This window comes from Pseudomonas migulae, from assembly GCF_043225285.1.
Classification (GTDB): domain Bacteria; phylum Pseudomonadota; class Gammaproteobacteria; order Pseudomonadales; family Pseudomonadaceae; genus Aquipseudomonas; species Aquipseudomonas migulae_C.
Map to the genome: position 1 here is coordinate 221902 of NZ_CP171224.1, position 18663 is coordinate 240564.

Here is an 18663-nt window from a genome sequence, read left to right on the forward strand (position 1 = left end):
ATCATTTTTTGACTGACAGCACTCACACACGAGGTTTCTCATGAATTTCTCCACGCTCGAAGCCGGCACCGCCACCGAACGCCAACTGCTCGTCGACCGGGAACGCACCATCTCGTTTCTCGGCGAAGACCTGCGCATCTACGCTACGCCACGGCTGGTCGACGACATCGAACAGACCTGCCTCGACTACCTGCTGACCTTCCTCGATGAAGGCGAAAACACCGTCGGCGCGGCGGTCGATATCCGCCACGTCGGCGCCACGCTGCTGGGCATGTCGGTCAGCATCGTCGCCACGGTCACCCGCGTCGAAGGCCGCAGCGTCACTTTCAACGTCGAGGTGCGCGATGACGTCGAACTGGTCGCCACGGCGGCGCATACCCGGGTGGTGGTCAACGTCGCCAAGCTGCGCAGCCGTGTCCAGGCCAAAGCCGAGGCCGCCGCGGCCGGCGAAGTCGAAGACGGCGTGCTCAGCCCTTCGCAATTCTCCGCATCGCGCTGAGTAAGGGACGGCTCATGATTACGCTGCACGAACGCAACGGTTTGCCGAACCTTGCCGCCGAGGATGCGCTGCCGGTTGTCGATGCCCACCATCACTTGTGGGACCTGGGCAACGGTCGTTATCCGTGGCTGCAGGACGAGTACCACGAGGAGTTTTTTCTCGGTGACTATCACAGCCTGTGCCGTGATTTCCTGCCGGAGCAGTTCCTTGCCCTGACGGAAAATCAGCGTCTGGTCGGCACGGTGCACGTCGAGGCCGAGCGCGCCCGGGATGAGCAAGTCGCCGAAACACGCTGGCTGGAACAGGTGAACGCCCGCTACGGTTTCCCGAACGCCATCGTCGCCCACGCCTGGTTCGACCGTGAAGACAGCGCGGAGATTCTCGCCGCCCAGGCCGCCCGTCCTCTGGTGAAAGGCATCCGCTCGAAGCCGGTCACGTCGGCTTCACCGGACGTCTCGGTTGCCGGGGCGAAAGGGACGATGCAGGACCCGAAATGGCTGGAAGGGTTTTCCCGGCTGGCCGAGCACGATCTGTCGTGGGACCTGCGCGTGCCGCCGTGGCATTTGGTCGAAGCGGCTGAAGTGGCGGCGATGTTTCCGCAGATCCGCATCGCCCTCAATCACACCGGTTTCGCCTGGGACCGAAGCCCCCAAGGCATGGCGCGCTGGCGCAAAGGCCTGGAAGCACTGGCGTTGCAGCCCAACGTGCACATCAAGCTGTCAGAGTTCGGGCTCAAGGATTCACCGTGGAACTACGAAGACAACCGCGTGGTGGTGCTGACTGCCCTGGAAATCTTCGGCTTCGAGCGCTGCATGTTCGCCAGCAACTTTCCGGTCGCCGGTTTGCGCGCGTCCTACGACACGATTGCCGATGGCATGGCTGCAATGCTCGCGCCCTTGGGGCGTGCCGTGCAGGAAGCGGTGTTCGCCGGCAACGCCCGACGCTTTTATCGTCTGGAGGAGCAACATGGATAACTTGTCCGCCATCGACTGGCGCGCGCGTTTCCTGGCCAGTGGCGACGACGCGGACCTGCCCATCGTCGACGCGCACCAGCACTATTTCGACATTGAGAAACACTACTACCCCTGGTTGAACGATCGCCCGTTGCGGCCGTTTCGTTACGGTGACTACTCGTCGATTTGCCGCAATTTCCTGCCCCCCGACTATCACCGGCTGACCGGTCGCCATCACGTCGTGCAGACGGTGGTGATCGAAGGTGAATGGGACCCGGCGACGCCTGCCGAGGAAGTGACGTTCATCGAATCACTGGCGAAAACCGAGTCGACACTGGGCGCCATGGTCGCGCAGGCCTGGTTGGATCGCGAAGACGCGGCGGCTCTGCTGCGCCGCTACGGCGAGCACCCGCTGGTGCGCGGCATTCGCCACAAACCGGCAGTGACGAGTCGCGAAGACTGGCGCGAAGATTTTGCCGCCCCCGGTTCCATGCGTGATCCGCGCTGGCGTGAGGGGTACGCACAACTGGCGGAAAACGGCCTGCATTTCGAGTTACAGGCGCCGTGGTGGCATTTACCTGAAGCCGCTGAACTGGCCCGGGATTTCCCCGACGTGACTATCGTCGTCAACCACACCGCACTGCCCGCCGACCGCTCGGCAGAGGGCTTGGCCGGCTGGCGGAAAAACCTCGCCCTGCTGGCCCGGGAGCCGAACGTCGTGCTGAAGATTTCCGGCATCTGCATCCCCGGCCAGGCCTGGCCGGTGGAGGCCAACCGCATTGTGGTGAACGACGCGATTTCGATTGTCGACGTCAGCCGTTGCGCGTTTGCCAGCAATTACCCGGTCGATGGCGTGGTGAACAGCCTCAGCGAAGTGTTCGACGGTTTCAAAACCATCGTCAGCGGGCGTTCCCTCAGCGATCGACTGGCCCTGTTTCATGACAACGCCCGGCGCATCTACCGCCTCGCTTGACCCGATTTGTACTGCCCATCAGGAGTCCACCATGTTTGAAGTTTCAGGCCACAACTACATCGCCGGTACACGCTCGGCACAAGGCACCGCCACCCTGCAAAGCCATGACGCCAGTACCGGCGAAGCCTTGCCCTATCGCTTCCATCAGGCCACCCACGAAGAAGTGAATGCAGCAGCGCAAGCGGCGGCCACCGCGTACCCGACCTTTCGCAACCTGTCCGCCGCTCGCCGCGCCGGTTTTCTCGACGCCATCGCTGCCGAACTGGATGCGCTGGATGAGTCTTTCATCAGCCTCGTGTGCCGGGAAACTGCCCTGCCCGCCGGGCGCATTCAAGGGGAACGGGCGCGCACCAGCGGGCAGATGCGTCTGTTCGCAACGATGCTGCGTCGGGGGGATTTCTATGGTGCGCGCATCGACCGTGCGCTGCCGGATCGCCAGCCCCTGCCGCGCCCCGACCTGCGTCAGTACCGCACCGGGGTGGGCCCGGTCGCGGTGTTCGGCGCCAGCAACTTCCCGTTGGCATTCTCCACGGCGGGCGGCGACACCGCGTCCGCCCTCGCCGCCGGTTGCCCGGTGGTGTTCAAGGCCCACAGCGGCCACATGGCAACCGCCGATTACGTCGCCGATGCGATCACCCGCGCGGCACGAAAAACCGGGATGCCCGACGGCGTGTTCAGCCTGGTTTACGGCAGCGTCGGCGAAGCACTGGTCAAGCACCCGGCCATTCAAGCGGTAGGTTTCACCGGTTCATTGCGCGGCGGCCGGGCCTTGTGTGACATGGCGGCGGCACGTCCGCAACCGATCCCGGTGTTCGCCGAAATGAGCAGCATCAACCCGGTGTTGCTGATGCCGGACGCACTCAAGGCCCGCGGCGACAAAATCGCCGCTGAACTGAGCGCCTCCGTGGTATTGGGCGCGGGCCAGTTCTGCACCAACCCCGGTTTGGTGCTGGGCATTCGTTCGCCGGAATTCAGCGCATTCCTCGAACGCTTTACCGGTTTGATGAGTGAACAACCGGCGCAAACGATGCTCAACGCCGGCGCCTTGAAAAGCTACTGCCACGGCCTCGACAACCTGCGCGCCCACTCCGGCATCACGCACCTGGCGGGCAGCGAGCAACAGGGCAATCAGGCGCGACCGCAAGTGTTCAAGGCCGATGTCAGCCTGTTGATCAACGGCGATGAATTGCTCCAGGAAGAAGTGTTCGGCCCGACCACCCTGGTCGTGGAAGTCGCCGACCACACCGAACTGCTGCAGGCGCTGCACGGTTTGCGCGGTCAGTTGACCGCCACCCTGATCACCGAAGAGTCGGAGCTCGACACCCTGGGCGAGGTGCTGGCCCTGCTGGAACAGAAGGTCGGACGCGTGCTGTTCAACGGCTACCCCACCGGCGTGGAGGTCAGCGACGCCATGGTCCACGGCGGGCCGTACCCGGCGACCTCGGATGCGCGCGGCACCTCGGTCGGCACCCTGGCGATCGATCGCTTCCTGCGGCCGGTGTGTTACCAGAACTGCCCCGACCGCTTGCTGCCGGACGCCCTGAAAAACAGCAACCCGCTGGGCATCGCCCGACTGGTTGACGGCGCCAGCAGCCGCGATGCGCTGTAAGCCACCCGGCACCCACTAACACCGTTTAGCGACACCTTCCGCGCCTGTTGCACAACAGGCGTCGGATTCGCTCGTCCCGAAAACCGCAACACCCACACAACAACAAAAACAGAGGAAGTCTCATGCAAGTTCAACGTCACCCGAAACAACGCTTGTGCAAACTGGTGCTGGCCGTGACCGCAGCCGTGATGATCACCACGGCGGGCGCTCGACTGGCCGTTGCCGACACCACGCCCACCGCGACGGCAGCCCCCATGCAATGTGCCACCGAAGCCACCCCGCGCTACACCAAAACCCCAACCGGTTACTTGATGGTGCTGCGCATGGGCGACAACGCGTTCAAGGAACTGACCAAACTGGCCATCGCCGAGAAGATCCCGAGCGCGTCCATCAGCGGCATCGGTTTCGGCAACGTCAAGTTCGGTTTCTGGAACAAGGACAAGAAGGATTTCGACTCGAAAACCTTCAACAGCGTCGAGATGGCCAGCATCACCGGCTCGGTGGCGTGGAAGAACGATCAGCCGTCGATCCACATGCACGGCGTCGCCGGTGACGCGACGTTCCAGGCGTACGGCGGCCACATCCTCGATTTCGAAGTCACCACCGGCTCGATGGAAATCACCGTGATCGTCCATCAGCGTCGCCTCGAACGCGGCATCGATCCATGCATCGGCGCCAACGTGCTGGGTATCTGATCCAGGCATCACGCTCCCGCCCGTCGCGGCGGGAGCACCCTCCCGAATTCGAATTACAAAAAAACAGGGGCGCTTTACATGAGCAGCAAGAACACCGTTGTCACCCTCGCGCTGGGCGCCATTGCCCTCAGCAGCCAGGCCCACGCCGACTTCCTGAGTGACAGCAAGGCCACGCTGGGGATGAGAAATTTCTACTTCAACAACGACAACCGCGACGGCCCGGCGACGCCTTCGAAAACCGAGGAATGGGCACAGGGGTTCATGCTCGACTTCAAGTCCGGCTACACCGATGGCGTGGTCGGCTTTGGCGTCGATGCACTCGGGCTGATGGGGATCACGCTGGACAGCGGCAAGGGGCGCCACGTCGGCAGCAGCATGATTCCGTCGGACAGCGACAACAGCGCGGTCGATGAATGGAGCCGGCTGGGGTTGACCGGCAAGGTCAAAGTCTCGAAGACCGAACTGCGCCTGGGCACGCTGATGCCGAAACTGCCGATCCTGGTGGCCAACGACGGGCGCCTGCTGCCGCAGACCTTTGACGGCGGCCAGATCACTTCAAGCGAGTTCAAGGACCTGACCCTCACGGGCGGCCGCATCGAACACGCGACGGGCCGTGGTTCCAGCGACCGGACCGGGCTCGCGGCCACCGGTGGCACCCGCGAAAGCAATGCGTTCGACTTCGCCGGCGGCGACTGGAAAATCACCAAGGACCTGACGGCCCAGTATTACTACGCCAACCTCGACAACTACTACACCCAGCAGTTTTTCGGCCTGTTGCACACGCTGACGATCTCGGACAACCAATCGCTGAAAACCGACCTGCGCTACTTCAGGACCGATTCGTCCGGCGCCAACAGCTCGGGCACGTCCGGTTACCGCATCAGCGGCTACACCGAAGGCGCCGATGGCGAAATCGACAACCGGACCTGGAGCGCCGCACTGATCTACACCGCCGGTGCCCATGCGCTCACCGCCGGTTATCAAAGCGTTTCCAGCGGCAGCAACTTCACCCAGCTCAGCCAGGGCAACCTGCCGGACAAAGGTGCCGGCGGCGCCAGCCTGTACCTGTACACCGACCGCCTGATCCAGACCTTCACCCGCGCGGGCGAACGCACTGCGTTCGGTCAGTATGCGTATGACTTTGCGGGTGTCGGCGTACCTGGTTTGAAGGCCTCGGTCATCTACCTCAGCGGCGACAACATCAAGACCTTCACGGGTGACACCCAGAAGGAATGGGAACGGGACATCGGCCTGGATTACACGATTCAGTCCGGCGGGCTCAAGGGTGTCGGGTTTGGCTGGCGCAACGGCAAGTCCAACAGTGAAGCGAGCCGCAACCAGGACCAGAACCGCCTGATCGTCAGCTATAGCATTCCGCTGCTGTAACCGAAGATCCCGGCCTGACACGATCCCTTGTAGGAGCCAGCTTGCTGGCGATGACGGCCTCGAAATCAATGCAGAACTTTCGGGCCTCATCGCCGGCAAGCCGGCTCCTACAGGGGATCGTGTCGTTCACATTTCTCGTGCCAGCCGCAAAACCCATGTAGGAGCCAGCTTGCTGGCGATGACGGCCTCGAAATCGATGCAGAGCTTTCGGGCCTCATCGCCGGCAAGCCGGCTCCTGCAGGGGATCGTGTCGTTCACATTTCTCGGGCCCATCACAAAACCCCGTGTAGGAGCCAGCTTGCTGGCGATGACGGCCTCGAAATCGATGCAGAGCTTTCGGGCCTCATCGCCGGCAAGCCGGCTCCTACAGGGTGGCGTGTCGTTCACATTTCTCGTGCCAGCCGCAAAACCCTTGTAGGAGCCAGCTTGCTGGCGATGATGGCCTCGAAATCGATGCAGAACTTTCGGGCCTCATCGCCGGCAAGCCGGCTCCTACAGGGGATTGCGGTGTTCATAGTTTCGAGGGGTGAAATCAGTCCCTGAATTGCGTCAGCTGCTGATTCAACGAACCGGCCTGATCGCGCAGTTGCAACGACTGATCGAGCAAGCTGCGGATCGCGTGGTCGTTCTGCTCGGAAATGCGGCTGACACCCTGGATCGCCACCGACAGTTGCTCACCGGTTGCGGCCTGGCTTTGGGTCTGGCGCGCGACTTCGCTGATGCGCGTCAGAATGTCCTGGGCATGCTGGCGAATCTGATCGACGCCTTGCGCCGAGGTGGTCAGTTGCACCACGCCCAGGCGCACGGCTTCGCCGACCTGCTGGACGTTGGCCACGGTGTTGCGCACGTCCGAACCGATGGCACCGATCATCTCACCGATTTCACCGGTGGAGCGGCTGGTGCGCTCCGCCAGTTGCCGCACTTCGTCCGCCACCACCGCGAACCCGCGCCCCTGCTCCCCTGCCCGCGCGGCTTCAATCGCCGCGTTCAAGGCAAGGAGATTGGTCTGGTCGGCGATGCTGCGGATCACCGCGATGATCCCGGCAATCTGCTGCGAGCGTTTTTCCAGATCGCCCACGGCACCGGCGACCACGTCCATGGTCTGGTCGATGTGGGTGATCCCGGCGAGCGTCTGGCTCATGTCGCCGGAGATATTTTTGGTCAGCGCTTCGGTGTTGCGCGCCAGTTGCTCCACGTCCTCGGCCTGTTGCGACATCTCGGTCACCGAGTGCGCCAGCGCAGTAACGCCGCTGGCCATTTCCTCGGTCGCGGTGTGCTGCGAAGTCGCCCGCTCGGCCACGGCCTGCGTGGTCTCGCCGAGGTGATTGGAGATCTGGATCAACGCGCCGCTGCTCTGGCGAATCGAACCCACCAGGTCGCCCAGGCGCTGGATGAACTGGTTGAACGCACCGGCCAACTTGCCGGTTTCATCACCGCTGCGTTGTTCGAAACGCAGCCCCAGTTCGCCACTCCAGGCCTGGATGCCGACGGTCAAACCGGACAGCGGACGGATCTGCCACGCCAGCAAATGCCACAGCACGATCGCCAGCGCCAGCAACGCGATCAGGCCGATAACCACCGCAGTCCAGAGGAACTGGTTGATCCCGGCCATGGCTTCGGCCAATGGGTACGCCACCATCAACGACCAGGTGTTCGGTGCCTTGCCGATACGCACCGGTTGCAGCACATAACCCCAGCCATCGCGCTGGAAGCTGTACGACTGACCGGCCTTGATCGCATCCCGGGCCGCCGTCGGCAAATCATCGGCCGGCTGGCTCAGACGCTTGGCATCCGGGTGACTGGCGTACAGGCCATTGCTGGACACCAGCGCGCCGTAGCCTTTATAGGCATCGATCTTCGCCAGTTGCCGGTTGATGGTTTCGAGCGGGATATCGACACCCGCCACGCCCAGGGCTTTGCCGCCCTGCAACAGCGGCACCATGATCGACACCATCATGACTTTCTGCCCGTTGCCGGTGCTGTAGGCAAAGGGTTCGGAGGCCCACGGCTGGCGGCTGCGCAACGGCTGATAGTAATACTGGTTGTCGGCATTTTCCGGGGTGTAGCCGGTCAACGGCTCGGACTTCACCGAACCACTCGCACGGTTCCAGTAGGTCAGGTAACGGCCGGTTGCATCGTGGTTCGGCTGGTTGGCGAACTCACTGTCCTTGCCATCGTACGCATTGGTTTCCCAATATTGCCCAAGGCCCAACAACTGCGGATTGGCTTCGAACAGCTGGCGGGTCATGGCATCGGCGGTCTTGCGATCGACCTGCTGCTGTTGCATCGCCGAGGCGACACTGGCCAGGGATTCGGCGACGGTAAAACCGACACCCAGTTCAACTTCGACTTCCTTGGCATTGGCCTTCACGACCGTGTCGACCAGCGCGGAGGTTTCCTTCACTGACGTGCCATAGGCGATATAGGCGATGGAGCCGAGCAACAGCGCCATGACGACGACGGTCCCGAGCAGGGCCGTCCAGAACAACTTGAAGTGCAACGAGCGATTAGGCATGGACATTCTCAAGTGGGCCAGATGTCAACCAGCACAGACCACCCAACGTTCGAGAATGCAGTCCTGCTGGCAGATTTTTTATAGTTGATATTATTTGGCCACTATATCGAAGCTCAACGAGAAAAGCGCTTCATCTCAAGGGTTTCGGTGAAAGATTCTGCCTATCGACTCGCAACACTCCACCTATTAGCTGACTTCCCGACTCGGGTCTAACCTTAGTCTGCGCTGGCGCCATAAGCCGGCCGGATTAGCGCTGAAAAGGAGACTGGCCCGAAGCTAGACCAGGCCGATGGGAGACCGCGCAGGCCACTTGATGTCGATGTTTAGAATGTTCGTGTGGTCCAACTGCTGACCCTGCAGCCGATGTCTTGATTCCGCCCGTCGCTATTAAACGCCCGCCCCGGGCCCGATAGCCGGATGAACACGACCAAAGGTAGCTCGCACATGGCAAATGAATCGAAATGCCCGTTCAATCACGCCGCTGGCGGTGGCACGACGAACCGCGACTGGTGGCCGAACCAACTGAACCTGAAAATCCTGCACCAGCACTCGTCCCTGTCCGATCCCATGGACGAGGGCTTCAACTACAACGAAGCCTACAAAAAACTCGACTTTGCGGCGGTCAAACGCGACCTGACAGCGCTGATGACCGATTCCCAGGACTGGTGGCCGGCAGACTTCGGTCACTACGGGCCATTGTTCATTCGCATGGCCTGGCACGCCGCCGGCACCTATCGCACCGGCGACGGACGTGGCGGCGCCGGCTCTGGCCAACAACGCTTCGCCCCGCTCAACAGCTGGCCGGACAACGTCAGCCTCGACAAGGCACGCCGGTTGCTGTGGCCGATCAAGCAAAAGTACGGCCGCAACATTTCCTGGGCCGACCTGATCGTACTGACCGGTAACGTCGCCCTGGAATCCATGGGCTTCAAGACCTTCGGTTTTTCCGGCGGTCGCGCCGATGTCTGGGAACCGGACGAGGACGTTTACTGGGGCTCGGAAAACACCTGGCTGGGAGGTGACACCCGTTACGACAAGGGGCAAAAACCGGTGCAGACACCCGGCGATGTCCCATTGGTAGCCGAGCCTGGCCGAAACGAGGACAGCCGCACCGACCATGGCCGCAACCTGGAAAACCCGTTGGCCGCCGTGCAGATGGGCCTGATTTACGTCAACCCGGAAGGCCCTGAAGGCAATCCCGATCCTGTCGCCTCGGCGCTGGACATCCGCGAAACCTTCGGGCGCATGGCGATGAACGACGAGGAAACCGTGGCCCTGATCGCCGGCGGTCACGCCTTCGGCAAAACCCACGGTGCCGGCCCTGCCGACAATGTCGGTGCCGAGCCTGAAGCGGCCGGTCTTGAACAACAGGGTTTTGGCTGGAAAAACAGTTTTGGCACCGGCAAAGGCCCGGACACCATCACCAGCGGCCTGGAAGTGACCTGGACCACCACGCCTACCCAATGGAGCAACAACTACCTGGAAAACCTGTTCGGTTTCGAGTGGGAGCTGAGCAAAAGTCCGGCCGGCGCCAATCAATGGGTGGCGAAAAACGGCGCGGGTGCCGGGACCATTCCAGATGCCCATGACCCGTCCAAAAAGCGCAACCCAACGATGCTGACCTCGGACCTGGCCCTGCGCTTCGACCCGATCTATGAGCCGATTTCCCGGCGTTTCCTGGCCAACCCCGATCAGCTCGCCGACGCCTTCGCCCGCGCCTGGTACAAACTGATCCACCGCGACATGGGCCCGCTCTCGCGCTACCTCGGCCCGGAACTGCCCGGTGAAGAACTGCTGTGGCAAGACCCGATTCCGAAGGCCGACCATGCCTTGGTCAACGACGGCGACGTGGCCGCACTGAAGAGCAAGATCCTCGCTTCGGGCCTCAGCGTGTCGGAGCTCGTATCGACAGCCTGGGCGGCAGCTTCGAGCTTCCGGGGTTCCGACAAACGCGGCGGCGCCAACGGTGGTCGTCTGCGCCTGGAGCCACAGAGATCCTGGCAGGCAAACCAGCCTGAGCAACTGGCCAAGGTGCTGGGCAAACTCGAAGAGATTCAGCGCGAGTTCAACAATGGCGGCAAGAAAATCTCGCTGGCCGACCTGATCGTGCTGGCCGGCAGCGCCGGTGTCGAACAAGCCGCGAAAAATGCCGGCCACAGCGTCACGGTACCGTTCACACCCGGGCGCACGGATGCCTCGCAAGAACAGACCGACGTGGAATCCTTCGGCTTCCTCGAACCCATTGCCGACGGCTTCCGTAACTACCTCAAAGGTCGTTACAAAGTGGCAGCCGAGCACCTGCTGATCGACAAGGCGCAACTACTGACCCTTAGTGCGCCGGAAATGACCGCGCTGGTTGGTGGCCTGCGAGTGCTGAACACCAATGTCGGCCAAAGCAAACATGGCGTCTTCACGAAGCAGCCCGAGGCACTGACCAACGACTTCTTCAAGAACCTGCTCGACATGGGCGTGGAATGGACACCCACCTCGGACACCAACGAGGAGTTTGAAGCACGGGACCGCAAAACCGGCGAAGTGAAATGGACCGGCACGCGGGTCGACTTGGTCTTTGGCTCGCATGCGCAGTTGCGCGCGTTGGCCGAGGTATATGCCAGCAGCGATTCGAAGGAGAAATTCGTGAAGGACTTTGTCGCGGCGTGGACCAAGGTGATGAACCTGGACCGGTTTGATCTGAAGTGACAGTGTGCTGAAATCGCAACGCCTCCCTTGTGGAGGCGTTGTGCTTTTTGCGGGTCCGGCAACCGCGTGCTTGACGCTTCGCGCCATTCAATGGGACAAGGTGCACGGGCCCGGATGGATGTCGTCGGGGGAAAACCACAATCAAGGAAGACCACCAGCCCCCATGAAAACCCTCCTCTGTTTACTGATCGCCACCGGCGTTGGCGCCGCGCTGCAATACGTCGGTGTTCCTCACGGCTTGTTGCTGGGTTCGATACTCGCAACCGCGCTGATCGTCAGCAACCTGGATTTCGCCCCCACGCTGCGATTCGGCCTTGGCTACGTGCAGATCGTGCTGGGGATCGCCACCGGCTTGATGTTTACCTCATGGGACAGCCACACAGCGGCCGGCATGCTGCCCAGCCTGGGCTTCATGTTGCTGTGCCTGACGGTCCAGGGCGCGGTGGCGGGTTTCTGGTTGTTCCGGATCTCTGGATGGAACCGCAAGGATACGCTGCTGGCCGTCTACCCCGGTGCCCTCGCCGCCGTGTTCGATTTGCTGGAATCCGAGGGGGCGTCGAGCAAAGTCATCGTCGTGCATTTGATCCGGCTGTTGTCGATCACGGTGCTGGTCAGCTTTTGCATTCCCGGACAGAGCGATGCGGCGCTGGTCGAGAGCACTCCGTTGTTGCTGAGTACGGTGCTCACGGTGCTGTCGTTGATTGCCTTGAGTATTCTGGTAGGCCGCCTGCTTTTGAACATCGGAGTGCCGGCGCCGTTCATGCTCACGGCGATCGTTGCCACCGGTGTCTACGTCAAGCTGGGGCTTCTGCAGGCCTTTCAAATGCCGGTGTGGAGTGTCAATGCGGCGGTGGTGCTGCTGGGGTGCCTGATTGGCTCGAAGTTCAAGGGGATCTCCCTGAAAGAACTGGTTCACCACGGGCGCGCCGGGGTTGTGTCGGTTGCGCTGATGCTGGTGACGGCGACGGCGTTTGCCGGTCTGGCCGGGAAGGTTCTGGGGAGTGATCCGGTGTCGTTGTGGCTGGCGTACATGCCGGGGGCCATCGAGACCATTGCCCTTGTTGCCTTCGGGGGTGGGTTGAGCGTGGTGTTTATCCTCACCCATCATCTGGTGCGGATGGTGGTTTTGCATTTTGCACCGGCGTTGCTTGTGCAGGCGCGGCGGTGGCGGGAAGAGGTTTGATGGCAACCCGATGCCCTGTGGGAGCGAGCCTGCTCGCGAAAAACGCCCAGGCACCGCGTGCAACCAGACAGCCCGCGTCATCGTTAACGTCCATCGCCGGCAAGCCGGGCCTACCATTTCGACCGTGTGAACCCAATCCCCTGTAGGAGCCAGCTTGCTCGCGAAAAACGCCCAGGCACCGCGTGCAACCAGACAGCCCGCGTCATCGTTGACGTCCATCGCCAGCAAGCCGGCTCCTACAGTTTTGACCGTGTGAACCCGATCCCTTGTAGGAGCGAGCCTGCTCGCGAAAAGCGCCCGGACACCGCGTTCATTCAGGCAGCACACGTCATCGTTGACGTCCATCGCCAGCAAGCTGGCTCCTACAGTGGAATGCGTTCGATCAAACAACCCGATGCCCTGTGGGAGCGAGCCTGCTCGCGAAAAACATCCGGGCACCGCGCTGATTCAGACAACACGCGTCATCGTTGAAGCCCATCGCGAGCAGGCTCGCTCCCACAAGGGGAATGCGTACGAACGGAGCACGACCAGAGCGCGGCACCGAAGGGCGAAACGAATACCCGCCATCACCTGAACAACGGATATGTACGCCAACAACCTAAGCCGGCGAAATCGTCGCCAAAGCCCCGATCAGAATCGTCAACACCAGAAAACCACCCAGGAACAGGGACATCTTGGCCATACGACCTCCTACACAATGAGAGTGCGGTGCAAGCGCAACAGCGATTGCCGACCGTGCCGTCATTGTGAGGCGCGCCCCTGATACGTAACAGACGCAGATAACGCAAAAAAATACCGATCAGAACAGCAAGCCTGAAAGCAAGATCCCTAGATCATCGGCGAACTGCTGACCACCCGCAGCGCCAACCCCTCATACGCATCCAGCGTAATCGTAAACTCCCCCTCAGGCGTCAGATCCCCCTCGACCCGCTCATTGATAATGTCGACCACCGGCCCCGGCGCAATATTGGGCAAGTGCAGGGTTTCAGTAATAGGCGTCGAGCCAAAGTTCAGCGCCGTAATCTGCGTGCCTTTCCCGGCCAGCAGCTCATGCACCATGATCAGCAACCCCGGATGCTGGACATCCGGCACCAGGATCTGGCGACTCGCGGCAATATCGTAAGACCGCCGCGCCGCGAGGATTCGCTTCAACTGCGAGGCGAACGAGTCATGGTCTTTCAACTGGCTGGTCAGGCTGCCATACAGGGTTTTCGGGCGCGGCATCTGCCCTTCGGACAGCTCGGCTTCCGGATTCAGATCAACCAGGTCGTAAGCCCCACGATGAATCCAGCGGGTATCGCCATCAAGCATCAGGTGCGCGACCTGCTCCGCCGGCAACGGCAATGCGCCGACAAGGTCCCAGCCGGATAACGCGAACACACCCGGCTGCATCGCGTTGTACATCACCAGCAGCAAATGGATCTGGCGGATCTGCTGGATGTCCGCCGGGGTGATGGCGTCGAGATCCCGAATCCCAAGTGCCGCCGTGATGATGCTCGCAGTGGTACAGGACACACCGTTAGTGACGAACTTCAGATTGTAAGGCGCATGCTCGCCGGCCAGGCGTTCGTACATCTGCTCGCGAATGTGCTCGCGCAGGATGTTGCCGGGGAACGTCTGCCCTTGATAAAGGAAGGTGTCATGGGCGTGCAGGGTCCAGAAATGCACCAGCTCGAGGGTCAGTTCGTCATGATTCTGCAACGCATGGATCAGCGACCCCGGATCGATGCCGAGGGCATGCATCTGGCGCAGCATCAAGCGCAGGAATTCGGTATCGCCCATCAGCAACGCATGCTGGTAGGCCGGCCGGGTAATGAAGTCATAAGAGAGATCCGCCCCGCCGTGGGACATGGCGGCGATGTCGTCGACGGTCAGGTTCAGCTCCTGAAAACTGAACCCGCCAGCCTTGCGAATCGCCCCGGCGAGCAACTGGTTACCGGTGATCGACAGCGGATGGCTTTCAGACCACGCGGTGCCGTCGAGCTTGCGCTCTACGCCGAGGAATCCGTTGGCGTCCAGACGCAGGATTTTCGCGCCCATCACATCGATGGCGTGCAGCGCATCACCGATGATCATCTGCTGCGCAGCGAAGGTCGGGTCCAGCCAGTTCAGCGACGGTTGCCCTTCCTTGAAGTAATGCAGGTACACCCAGCGGCGCGGCTTGCCGTCGACCCCGATCACCACCGGCGTGGCGCTCCAGTCGGTTTCCTTGACCCCGGGTTCGAAGAAAATCACCCGTTGTAGCTGGCCGACGATGTAATGCTTGTCGCGCAGCACATCGACCTGCTGCGGGCTGAGGTTCTGCGCGTCGCGCCCCTTGATCACCTCGGGCAACAGCGGCCAGTCTTCCTCGCGGATTTCCACCATGTGGTAGAGCCCCGGATAGTCTTCGTAGGCCATCTCGGCCAGGCGGAAATCCGCGCCTTTGCCGGTGTGCGAGGGGATGACATCGTCGATGATCACCGCATTGTGCGCGGCGGCCATGCGGGTCAACGCCTGAAGCTGCGCCTCGGTGCCGAGCTGTGGGTCAATATCGAAACTGATACGGTCGAAATTACCGTCGATGGTCGGCGTGTGCCGGGTGCCCGAAAGACCGCCGGAGCGTTTCAGCGGGCCGTTGTGAATGCCCTGGATACCGATTCTGGACAGGGCGTGCCACAGGGTTTCGTCTCCCAGGGCTTCAAGCACCGTGCCGTTTTCACGGGTGACGATCGACGCCGGGTACGCGGTAAACCACACCGACGCCAGGGCCGAAGCATCGCGGGGCCGGGTGTGCGCGAAGGGCTGTTGCCACATTCTGCCCTGCCCCGAGTAGAGTTTCGCCCGCTGCCGTGCGGCATGCAGCATCGATTGTTCGACCAGCCAGTCCACATGATTTTTCTCAGCCGCCGTCATGGAAACAATCACCTCTCGTCATGAAAAAATGGCGTCCGCCCTTCTGCACCAAAGGCACCGCTCGTTTTCATATGAGGCCATGACGTGGCATTCGTTGCATCGTGCTGCGTTATGACGAACCGGGTTGCAGCTGGCATCGCGCGCCCAGTGCGTCGATTCGCGGGCGACCGAACAGATAGCCCTGGCCCCACTCGCTGCCGCAGGCCGTGGCGAGGGCGCGGTCGGCTTCGGATTCGATCCCTTCGATGATCACGCACGGCGCCATGGTTTTGCACAGCTGCACGAGATGGCCGAGGGTCTGGGCGTTGTTGGTTTCCAGACGGGCGCGCTGGAGGTAGCCCTGATCGATCTTGACGATGTCCGGCCGGGTCTTGCGAATAAATTCCAGCGTGCCCAGGCCCGCGCCAAAATCATCGATGGCCACCCGGCAACCCAGCTCCCGCAGGCACAACACGAACTCGATCGCCGCCGAGGTGCTTGGCGGCGTGGCGCTTTCCGTCACTTCAATCACCAACCGCGCGGCCACCGAAGGCGAATCACGCAATTGCATGAAAATAGGTTGCCAGATGTGGTCGACAATGGCGCTCTGCGCAGAGATGTTGCAGCCCAGGCGCAGGTGCTCGTTTTGCAGCAAGCGTTCGATCACGCAGCTCACCACGCTGTGGTCGAGCTCGCGCATCAACTGATGTTTTTCCAGCATGGCGAAGGGATAAACCCCTTCACCTTGCGCATCGACATGCCGCAACAGCCCTTCCTGATAGAGCACGCGCTGGCTGTCGGGCAACCAAACCACCGGCTGAAACGCCAACACCAACTTGCCCTGCGCCAGTTCGTTGTAAAAGTTTTTGACTCTGTGCATGTCAGATCCGTAGACAAAGCGGCATCCCGCCGCCGGGTGAGTATGGCTACGCCAAGCGGGCGCTCCTGCAACTTGCAGCGTTGACTGCCGGCCATAATCGACGCTCCCCCCACGGTCAGGAAGTGTTCCCGGATACCTTTCGCTTGTCCTTGGAAACGTGTCGGTTGTGTTAATCGACTGTGACCATTTGTTTATTGCGATCATGCGCCGGCTTGTGCGACATCAATTAGCCATTACGCCGGGAAGAATCATGCACAGAATGACCAGCACCGGTTTTCAGGTGCTCGCCGACGTCTTGACCGACGCCGGCGCCAACGTAGAAAGCTTGCTCAAAGAGTTCGACAGCAGCCATGAGGAGGTCTGGGCAAACCCCCATGGCGTCAGGCTGGAGCTGGTCTACAAAGTGATGGCTGAAGCGGCGAGGCGCACCGGCAACCCCGATATCGGCCTGCTGGCCTACGCCCGCGCGCACCCGGCGAATCTGGAAGTGCTCGGTTACGCCGTGATGTCCTGCGCCACGCTGGGCACTGCGTTGCAACGCCTGGTGGATTATCAATCGCTGATCTGCAACGGCTTCTACATGTGCCTGGACCAGGAAGCCACGGCGCTGAAGCTGATCGGTTTCGACATCAGCGTCCTGCCGTCCCTTACCCCGCGCCCCTTCATCGACGCGGGCGCCGCGCAAACCGTGGGGCTGGTGCACTGGCTGGTACCCAAGCGCAAACCACACCCGGTAGCCGCGACCTTTACCTACCCCGAACCGGCGGACACCACGCGGCTGGAACGTTTGCTCGGCAGCAACCTGTCGTTCGGCGCGGCCTACAACAGCCTGGCGTTCAGCCTCGAAGATTGCTCGATTGCCTTGCCGACTGCCGACCCCGCGCTGGATGTGCTGCATGTCGAGTACGCCCGCACACGCTTGAACCTGCTGCTCAACGGCTCAATGACCGAGCGGGTGCGACGGGTGCTTTCCGAGCGTCTGGCCCAAGGCGTTCCCAGCGATCTGGAGCGCATTGCCCAGGCGGTGGGCGTGAGTGCGCGCAGCCTGCAACGACGCCTGGGTAATGAAGACATGCACTTCTCGGCATTGCAGGATGAAGCGCGCCTGATGCTCGCGCATAACTTCCTGCGCAACTCGGCGCGCAGTGTGAAGTACATCGGCGCGCTGCTGGGTTTTCGCGATCAGAGCAGCTTTCACAAAGCCTGCATCCGCTGGTTCGGCATGACGCCCGGGCGCTACCGGGAAGGGGCCTGACTACTCGGAGACCGCGACCTGATTCCGCCCGCGCGCCTTGGCCCGATAGAGCGCCTTGTCCGCGTTGTTCATCAGGCTGTGCAGGTCGTTATCCTCGGCATTCATCGACGCCACCCCGACGCTCGCCGAGATGCGGTGCACCGGTCCAGTCATCAGCCCGGCAATCGACTGGATGAGTTCTTCGGCGATGTTCTGTGCGACGTCGATCGAAGTGTCCGGCAGCAACACCGCGAACTCCTCCCCGCCCAATCGGCCGTAGACATCGGTTTCGCGGAACGACCGGCTGATGACGCCACCCATTTGCCGCAGCACCTGATCGCCGACCTGATGGCCGTAGGTGTCGTTGATGTGTTTGAAGTGGTCCATATCCAGCATCACCGCGCACAGCGGCAAGCGGTTGTTCTTGCAGTGGCCATATAGCTGCTGGGCGTGTTCGAAAAAGGCCCGGCGGTTTTTCAGGCCGGTGAGTTCGTCAGTCTGCGCCGCGCGCGTGGACAGACTGTGTGCCAGTTCCATCTCACGGGTTAATCGAAAGGCAGTTTCCAGGGCGTCCGATACGCTGCGCGTCGCGCTGAACACAAAGGAGGCGAACACCAGCACCGCAATGCCCATGCCCACTTGCAGGGAAGTGGATTGAAACAGCAGCCAGATCGTACAGGGCAACAGCACCAGGGAAATGGACGCCATCGTCATGTAGCGATACGCCGAGTAACAGGACACCGCACTCACCGACATGCCGACGCAGAACAGCATCACCAGCGCCTGGGCCAACAGGTCATGGGCCGGGATGACCGCCAGCGCCCCGCCGCCCCAGATACCGGCGGACAACACGAGCGTGACCCAATAGGTGCGCTCCCAGCGCTGCGGGGTACGTTCACTGTCCGGGCTACGGAAATAGGCGATGAACATCGAGATGCGCAGCAACGACGACGCCACCAGCAGCGCTATCCACCACGCTACGACCGTGTGATCGAAACGGTCCCAGCACAGCCAGCACACCATCAGCACCGCAAGCAAACTGCCAAACACCGCTGAAACCGACTGGCGGAACAACTGGTGCAGCCGGTCCGAGTGCACCCCTTTTACGATGAAATCTTCCTGTTCGTACCGCAATCCAGGGCCATCCATTAGAGCCGCCTGA

The 18663-nt window shown here is 61.7% G+C and carries 12 protein-coding genes and 2 pseudogenes; 9 read left to right on the forward strand and 5 right to left on the reverse strand.

The features are described 5' to 3' along the window. Positions 1-40: 40 nt before the first annotated feature. The 6 genes from ACF6ZU_RS01110 (at position 41) to ACF6ZU_RS01135 (ending at position 6115) form a co-directional block, all read left to right on the forward strand. Positions 41-499, forward strand: coding sequence for a thioesterase family protein (locus ACF6ZU_RS01110; protein WP_392890082.1), 459 nt, complete (start codon positions 41-43; stop codon positions 497-499). A gap of 14 nt (positions 500-513) precedes the next feature. Beyond that, positions 514-1473 carry an amidohydrolase family protein gene (locus ACF6ZU_RS01115; protein ID WP_392890083.1) on the forward strand — a complete coding sequence of 320 codons (960 nt, stop codon included), beginning with the start codon at positions 514-516 and terminating at the stop codon, positions 1471-1473. After that, a complete protein-coding gene (locus ACF6ZU_RS01120) occupies positions 1466-2425 on the forward strand; it encodes an amidohydrolase family protein (RefSeq protein ID WP_392890084.1) in 960 nt (319 codons plus the stop codon). The genes ACF6ZU_RS01115 and ACF6ZU_RS01120 overlap by 8 nt, the downstream gene beginning before the upstream one ends. Before the next feature lie 31 nt (positions 2426-2456). Beyond that, positions 2457-4034 carry an aldehyde dehydrogenase (NADP(+)) gene (locus ACF6ZU_RS01125; RefSeq protein ID WP_392890085.1) on the forward strand — a complete coding sequence of 526 codons (1578 nt, stop codon included), beginning with the start codon at positions 2457-2459 and terminating at the stop codon, positions 4032-4034. 122 nt (positions 4035-4156) lie between these two features. Next, positions 4157-4729 carry a PPC domain-containing DNA-binding protein gene (locus ACF6ZU_RS01130; protein ID WP_392890086.1) on the forward strand — a complete coding sequence of 191 codons (573 nt, stop codon included), beginning with the start codon at positions 4157-4159 and terminating at the stop codon, positions 4727-4729. Positions 4730-4807: 78 nt separating this feature from the next. Further along, on the forward strand, positions 4808-6115 hold the full coding sequence (locus ACF6ZU_RS01135; protein WP_392890087.1) for an OprD family porin: 1308 nt from the start codon (positions 4808-4810) through the stop codon (positions 6113-6115). Positions 6116-6647: 532 nt separating this feature from the next. Here ACF6ZU_RS01135 and ACF6ZU_RS01140 read toward each other — a convergent pair. Both ACF6ZU_RS01140 and ACF6ZU_RS01145 read right to left on the reverse strand, forming a co-directional pair. Then, positions 6648-7184: pseudogene (locus ACF6ZU_RS01140) on the reverse strand (methyl-accepting chemotaxis protein); the annotation flags it as partial. 372 nt (positions 7185-7556) lie between these two features. Next, positions 7557-8636, reverse strand: a pseudogene (locus ACF6ZU_RS01145) (cache domain-containing protein); the annotation flags it as partial. Between the two features lie 438 nt (positions 8637-9074). On the opposite strand from ACF6ZU_RS01145, the gene katG reads away from it, so the two are divergent. After that, the gene (gene katG / locus ACF6ZU_RS01150) at positions 9075-11330 is read left to right on the forward strand and encodes a catalase/peroxidase HPI (RefSeq protein WP_392890088.1); all 2256 of its coding nucleotides are present in this window, start codon (positions 9075-9077) and stop codon (positions 11328-11330) included. Positions 11331-11493: 163 nt separating this feature from the next. Next, positions 11494-12513, forward strand: coding sequence for an AbrB family transcriptional regulator (locus tag ACF6ZU_RS01155; RefSeq protein ID WP_392890089.1), 1020 nt, complete (start codon positions 11494-11496; stop codon positions 12511-12513). Between the two features lie 828 nt (positions 12514-13341). On the opposite strand, the gene treS is transcribed toward ACF6ZU_RS01155, so the two are convergent. After that, positions 13342-15408, reverse strand: coding sequence for a maltose alpha-D-glucosyltransferase (gene treS / locus ACF6ZU_RS01160; RefSeq protein WP_392890091.1), 2067 nt, complete (start codon positions 15406-15408; stop codon positions 13342-13344). Between the two features lie 109 nt (positions 15409-15517). Next, the gene (locus tag ACF6ZU_RS01165) at positions 15518-16267 is read right to left on the reverse strand and encodes an EAL domain-containing protein (RefSeq protein ID WP_392890092.1); all 750 of its coding nucleotides are present in this window, start codon (positions 16265-16267) and stop codon (positions 15518-15520) included. A 250-nt stretch (positions 16268-16517) separates the two neighbouring features. Here ACF6ZU_RS01165 and ACF6ZU_RS01170 point away from each other — a divergent pair, with 250 nt between their 5' ends. Then, entirely contained in the window at positions 16518-17522 is a 1005-nt protein-coding gene (locus ACF6ZU_RS01170; RefSeq protein ID WP_392890093.1) for an AraC family transcriptional regulator ligand-binding domain-containing protein, read from the forward strand. Here the strand turns inward: ACF6ZU_RS01170 and ACF6ZU_RS01175 are convergent, their stop codons facing one another. After that, positions 17523-18650, reverse strand: a complete 1128-nt coding sequence (locus ACF6ZU_RS01175; RefSeq protein WP_392890094.1) for a diguanylate cyclase — start codon at positions 18648-18650, stop codon at positions 17523-17525. It abuts the gene before it with no gap. Positions 18651-18663: the final 13 nt, after the last annotated feature.

What these genes read in the sequence shown, in the direction of transcription:
- ACF6ZU_RS01165 (WP_392890092.1), bottom strand. Translation starts at nt 16,267, where the DNA reads ATGCACAGAGTCAAAAACTTTTACAACGAACTGGCGCAGGGCAAGTTG.
- ACF6ZU_RS01115 (WP_392890083.1), top strand. Translation starts at nt 514, where the DNA reads ATGATTACGCTGCACGAACGCAACGGTTTGCCGAACCTTGCCGCCGAG.
- katG (WP_392890088.1), top strand. Translation starts at nt 9,075, where the DNA reads ATGGCAAATGAATCGAAATGCCCGTTCAATCACGCCGCTGGCGGTGGC.
- ACF6ZU_RS01110 (WP_392890082.1), top strand. Translation starts at nt 41, where the DNA reads ATGAATTTCTCCACGCTCGAAGCCGGCACCGCCACCGAACGCCAACTG.
- ACF6ZU_RS01170 (WP_392890093.1), top strand. Translation starts at nt 16,518, where the DNA reads ATGCACAGAATGACCAGCACCGGTTTTCAGGTGCTCGCCGACGTCTTG.
- ACF6ZU_RS01120 (WP_392890084.1), top strand. Translation starts at nt 1,466, where the DNA reads ATGGATAACTTGTCCGCCATCGACTGGCGCGCGCGTTTCCTGGCCAGT.
- ACF6ZU_RS01125 (WP_392890085.1), top strand. Translation starts at nt 2,457, where the DNA reads ATGTTTGAAGTTTCAGGCCACAACTACATCGCCGGTACACGCTCGGCA.
- treS (WP_392890091.1), bottom strand. Translation starts at nt 15,408, where the DNA reads ATGACGGCGGCTGAGAAAAATCATGTGGACTGGCTGGTCGAACAATCG.
- ACF6ZU_RS01155 (WP_392890089.1), top strand. Translation starts at nt 11,494, where the DNA reads ATGAAAACCCTCCTCTGTTTACTGATCGCCACCGGCGTTGGCGCCGCG.
- ACF6ZU_RS01175 (WP_392890094.1), bottom strand. Translation starts at nt 18,650, where the DNA reads ATGGATGGCCCTGGATTGCGGTACGAACAGGAAGATTTCATCGTAAAA.
- ACF6ZU_RS01130 (WP_392890086.1), top strand. Translation starts at nt 4,157, where the DNA reads ATGCAAGTTCAACGTCACCCGAAACAACGCTTGTGCAAACTGGTGCTG.
- ACF6ZU_RS01135 (WP_392890087.1), top strand. Translation starts at nt 4,808, where the DNA reads ATGAGCAGCAAGAACACCGTTGTCACCCTCGCGCTGGGCGCCATTGCC.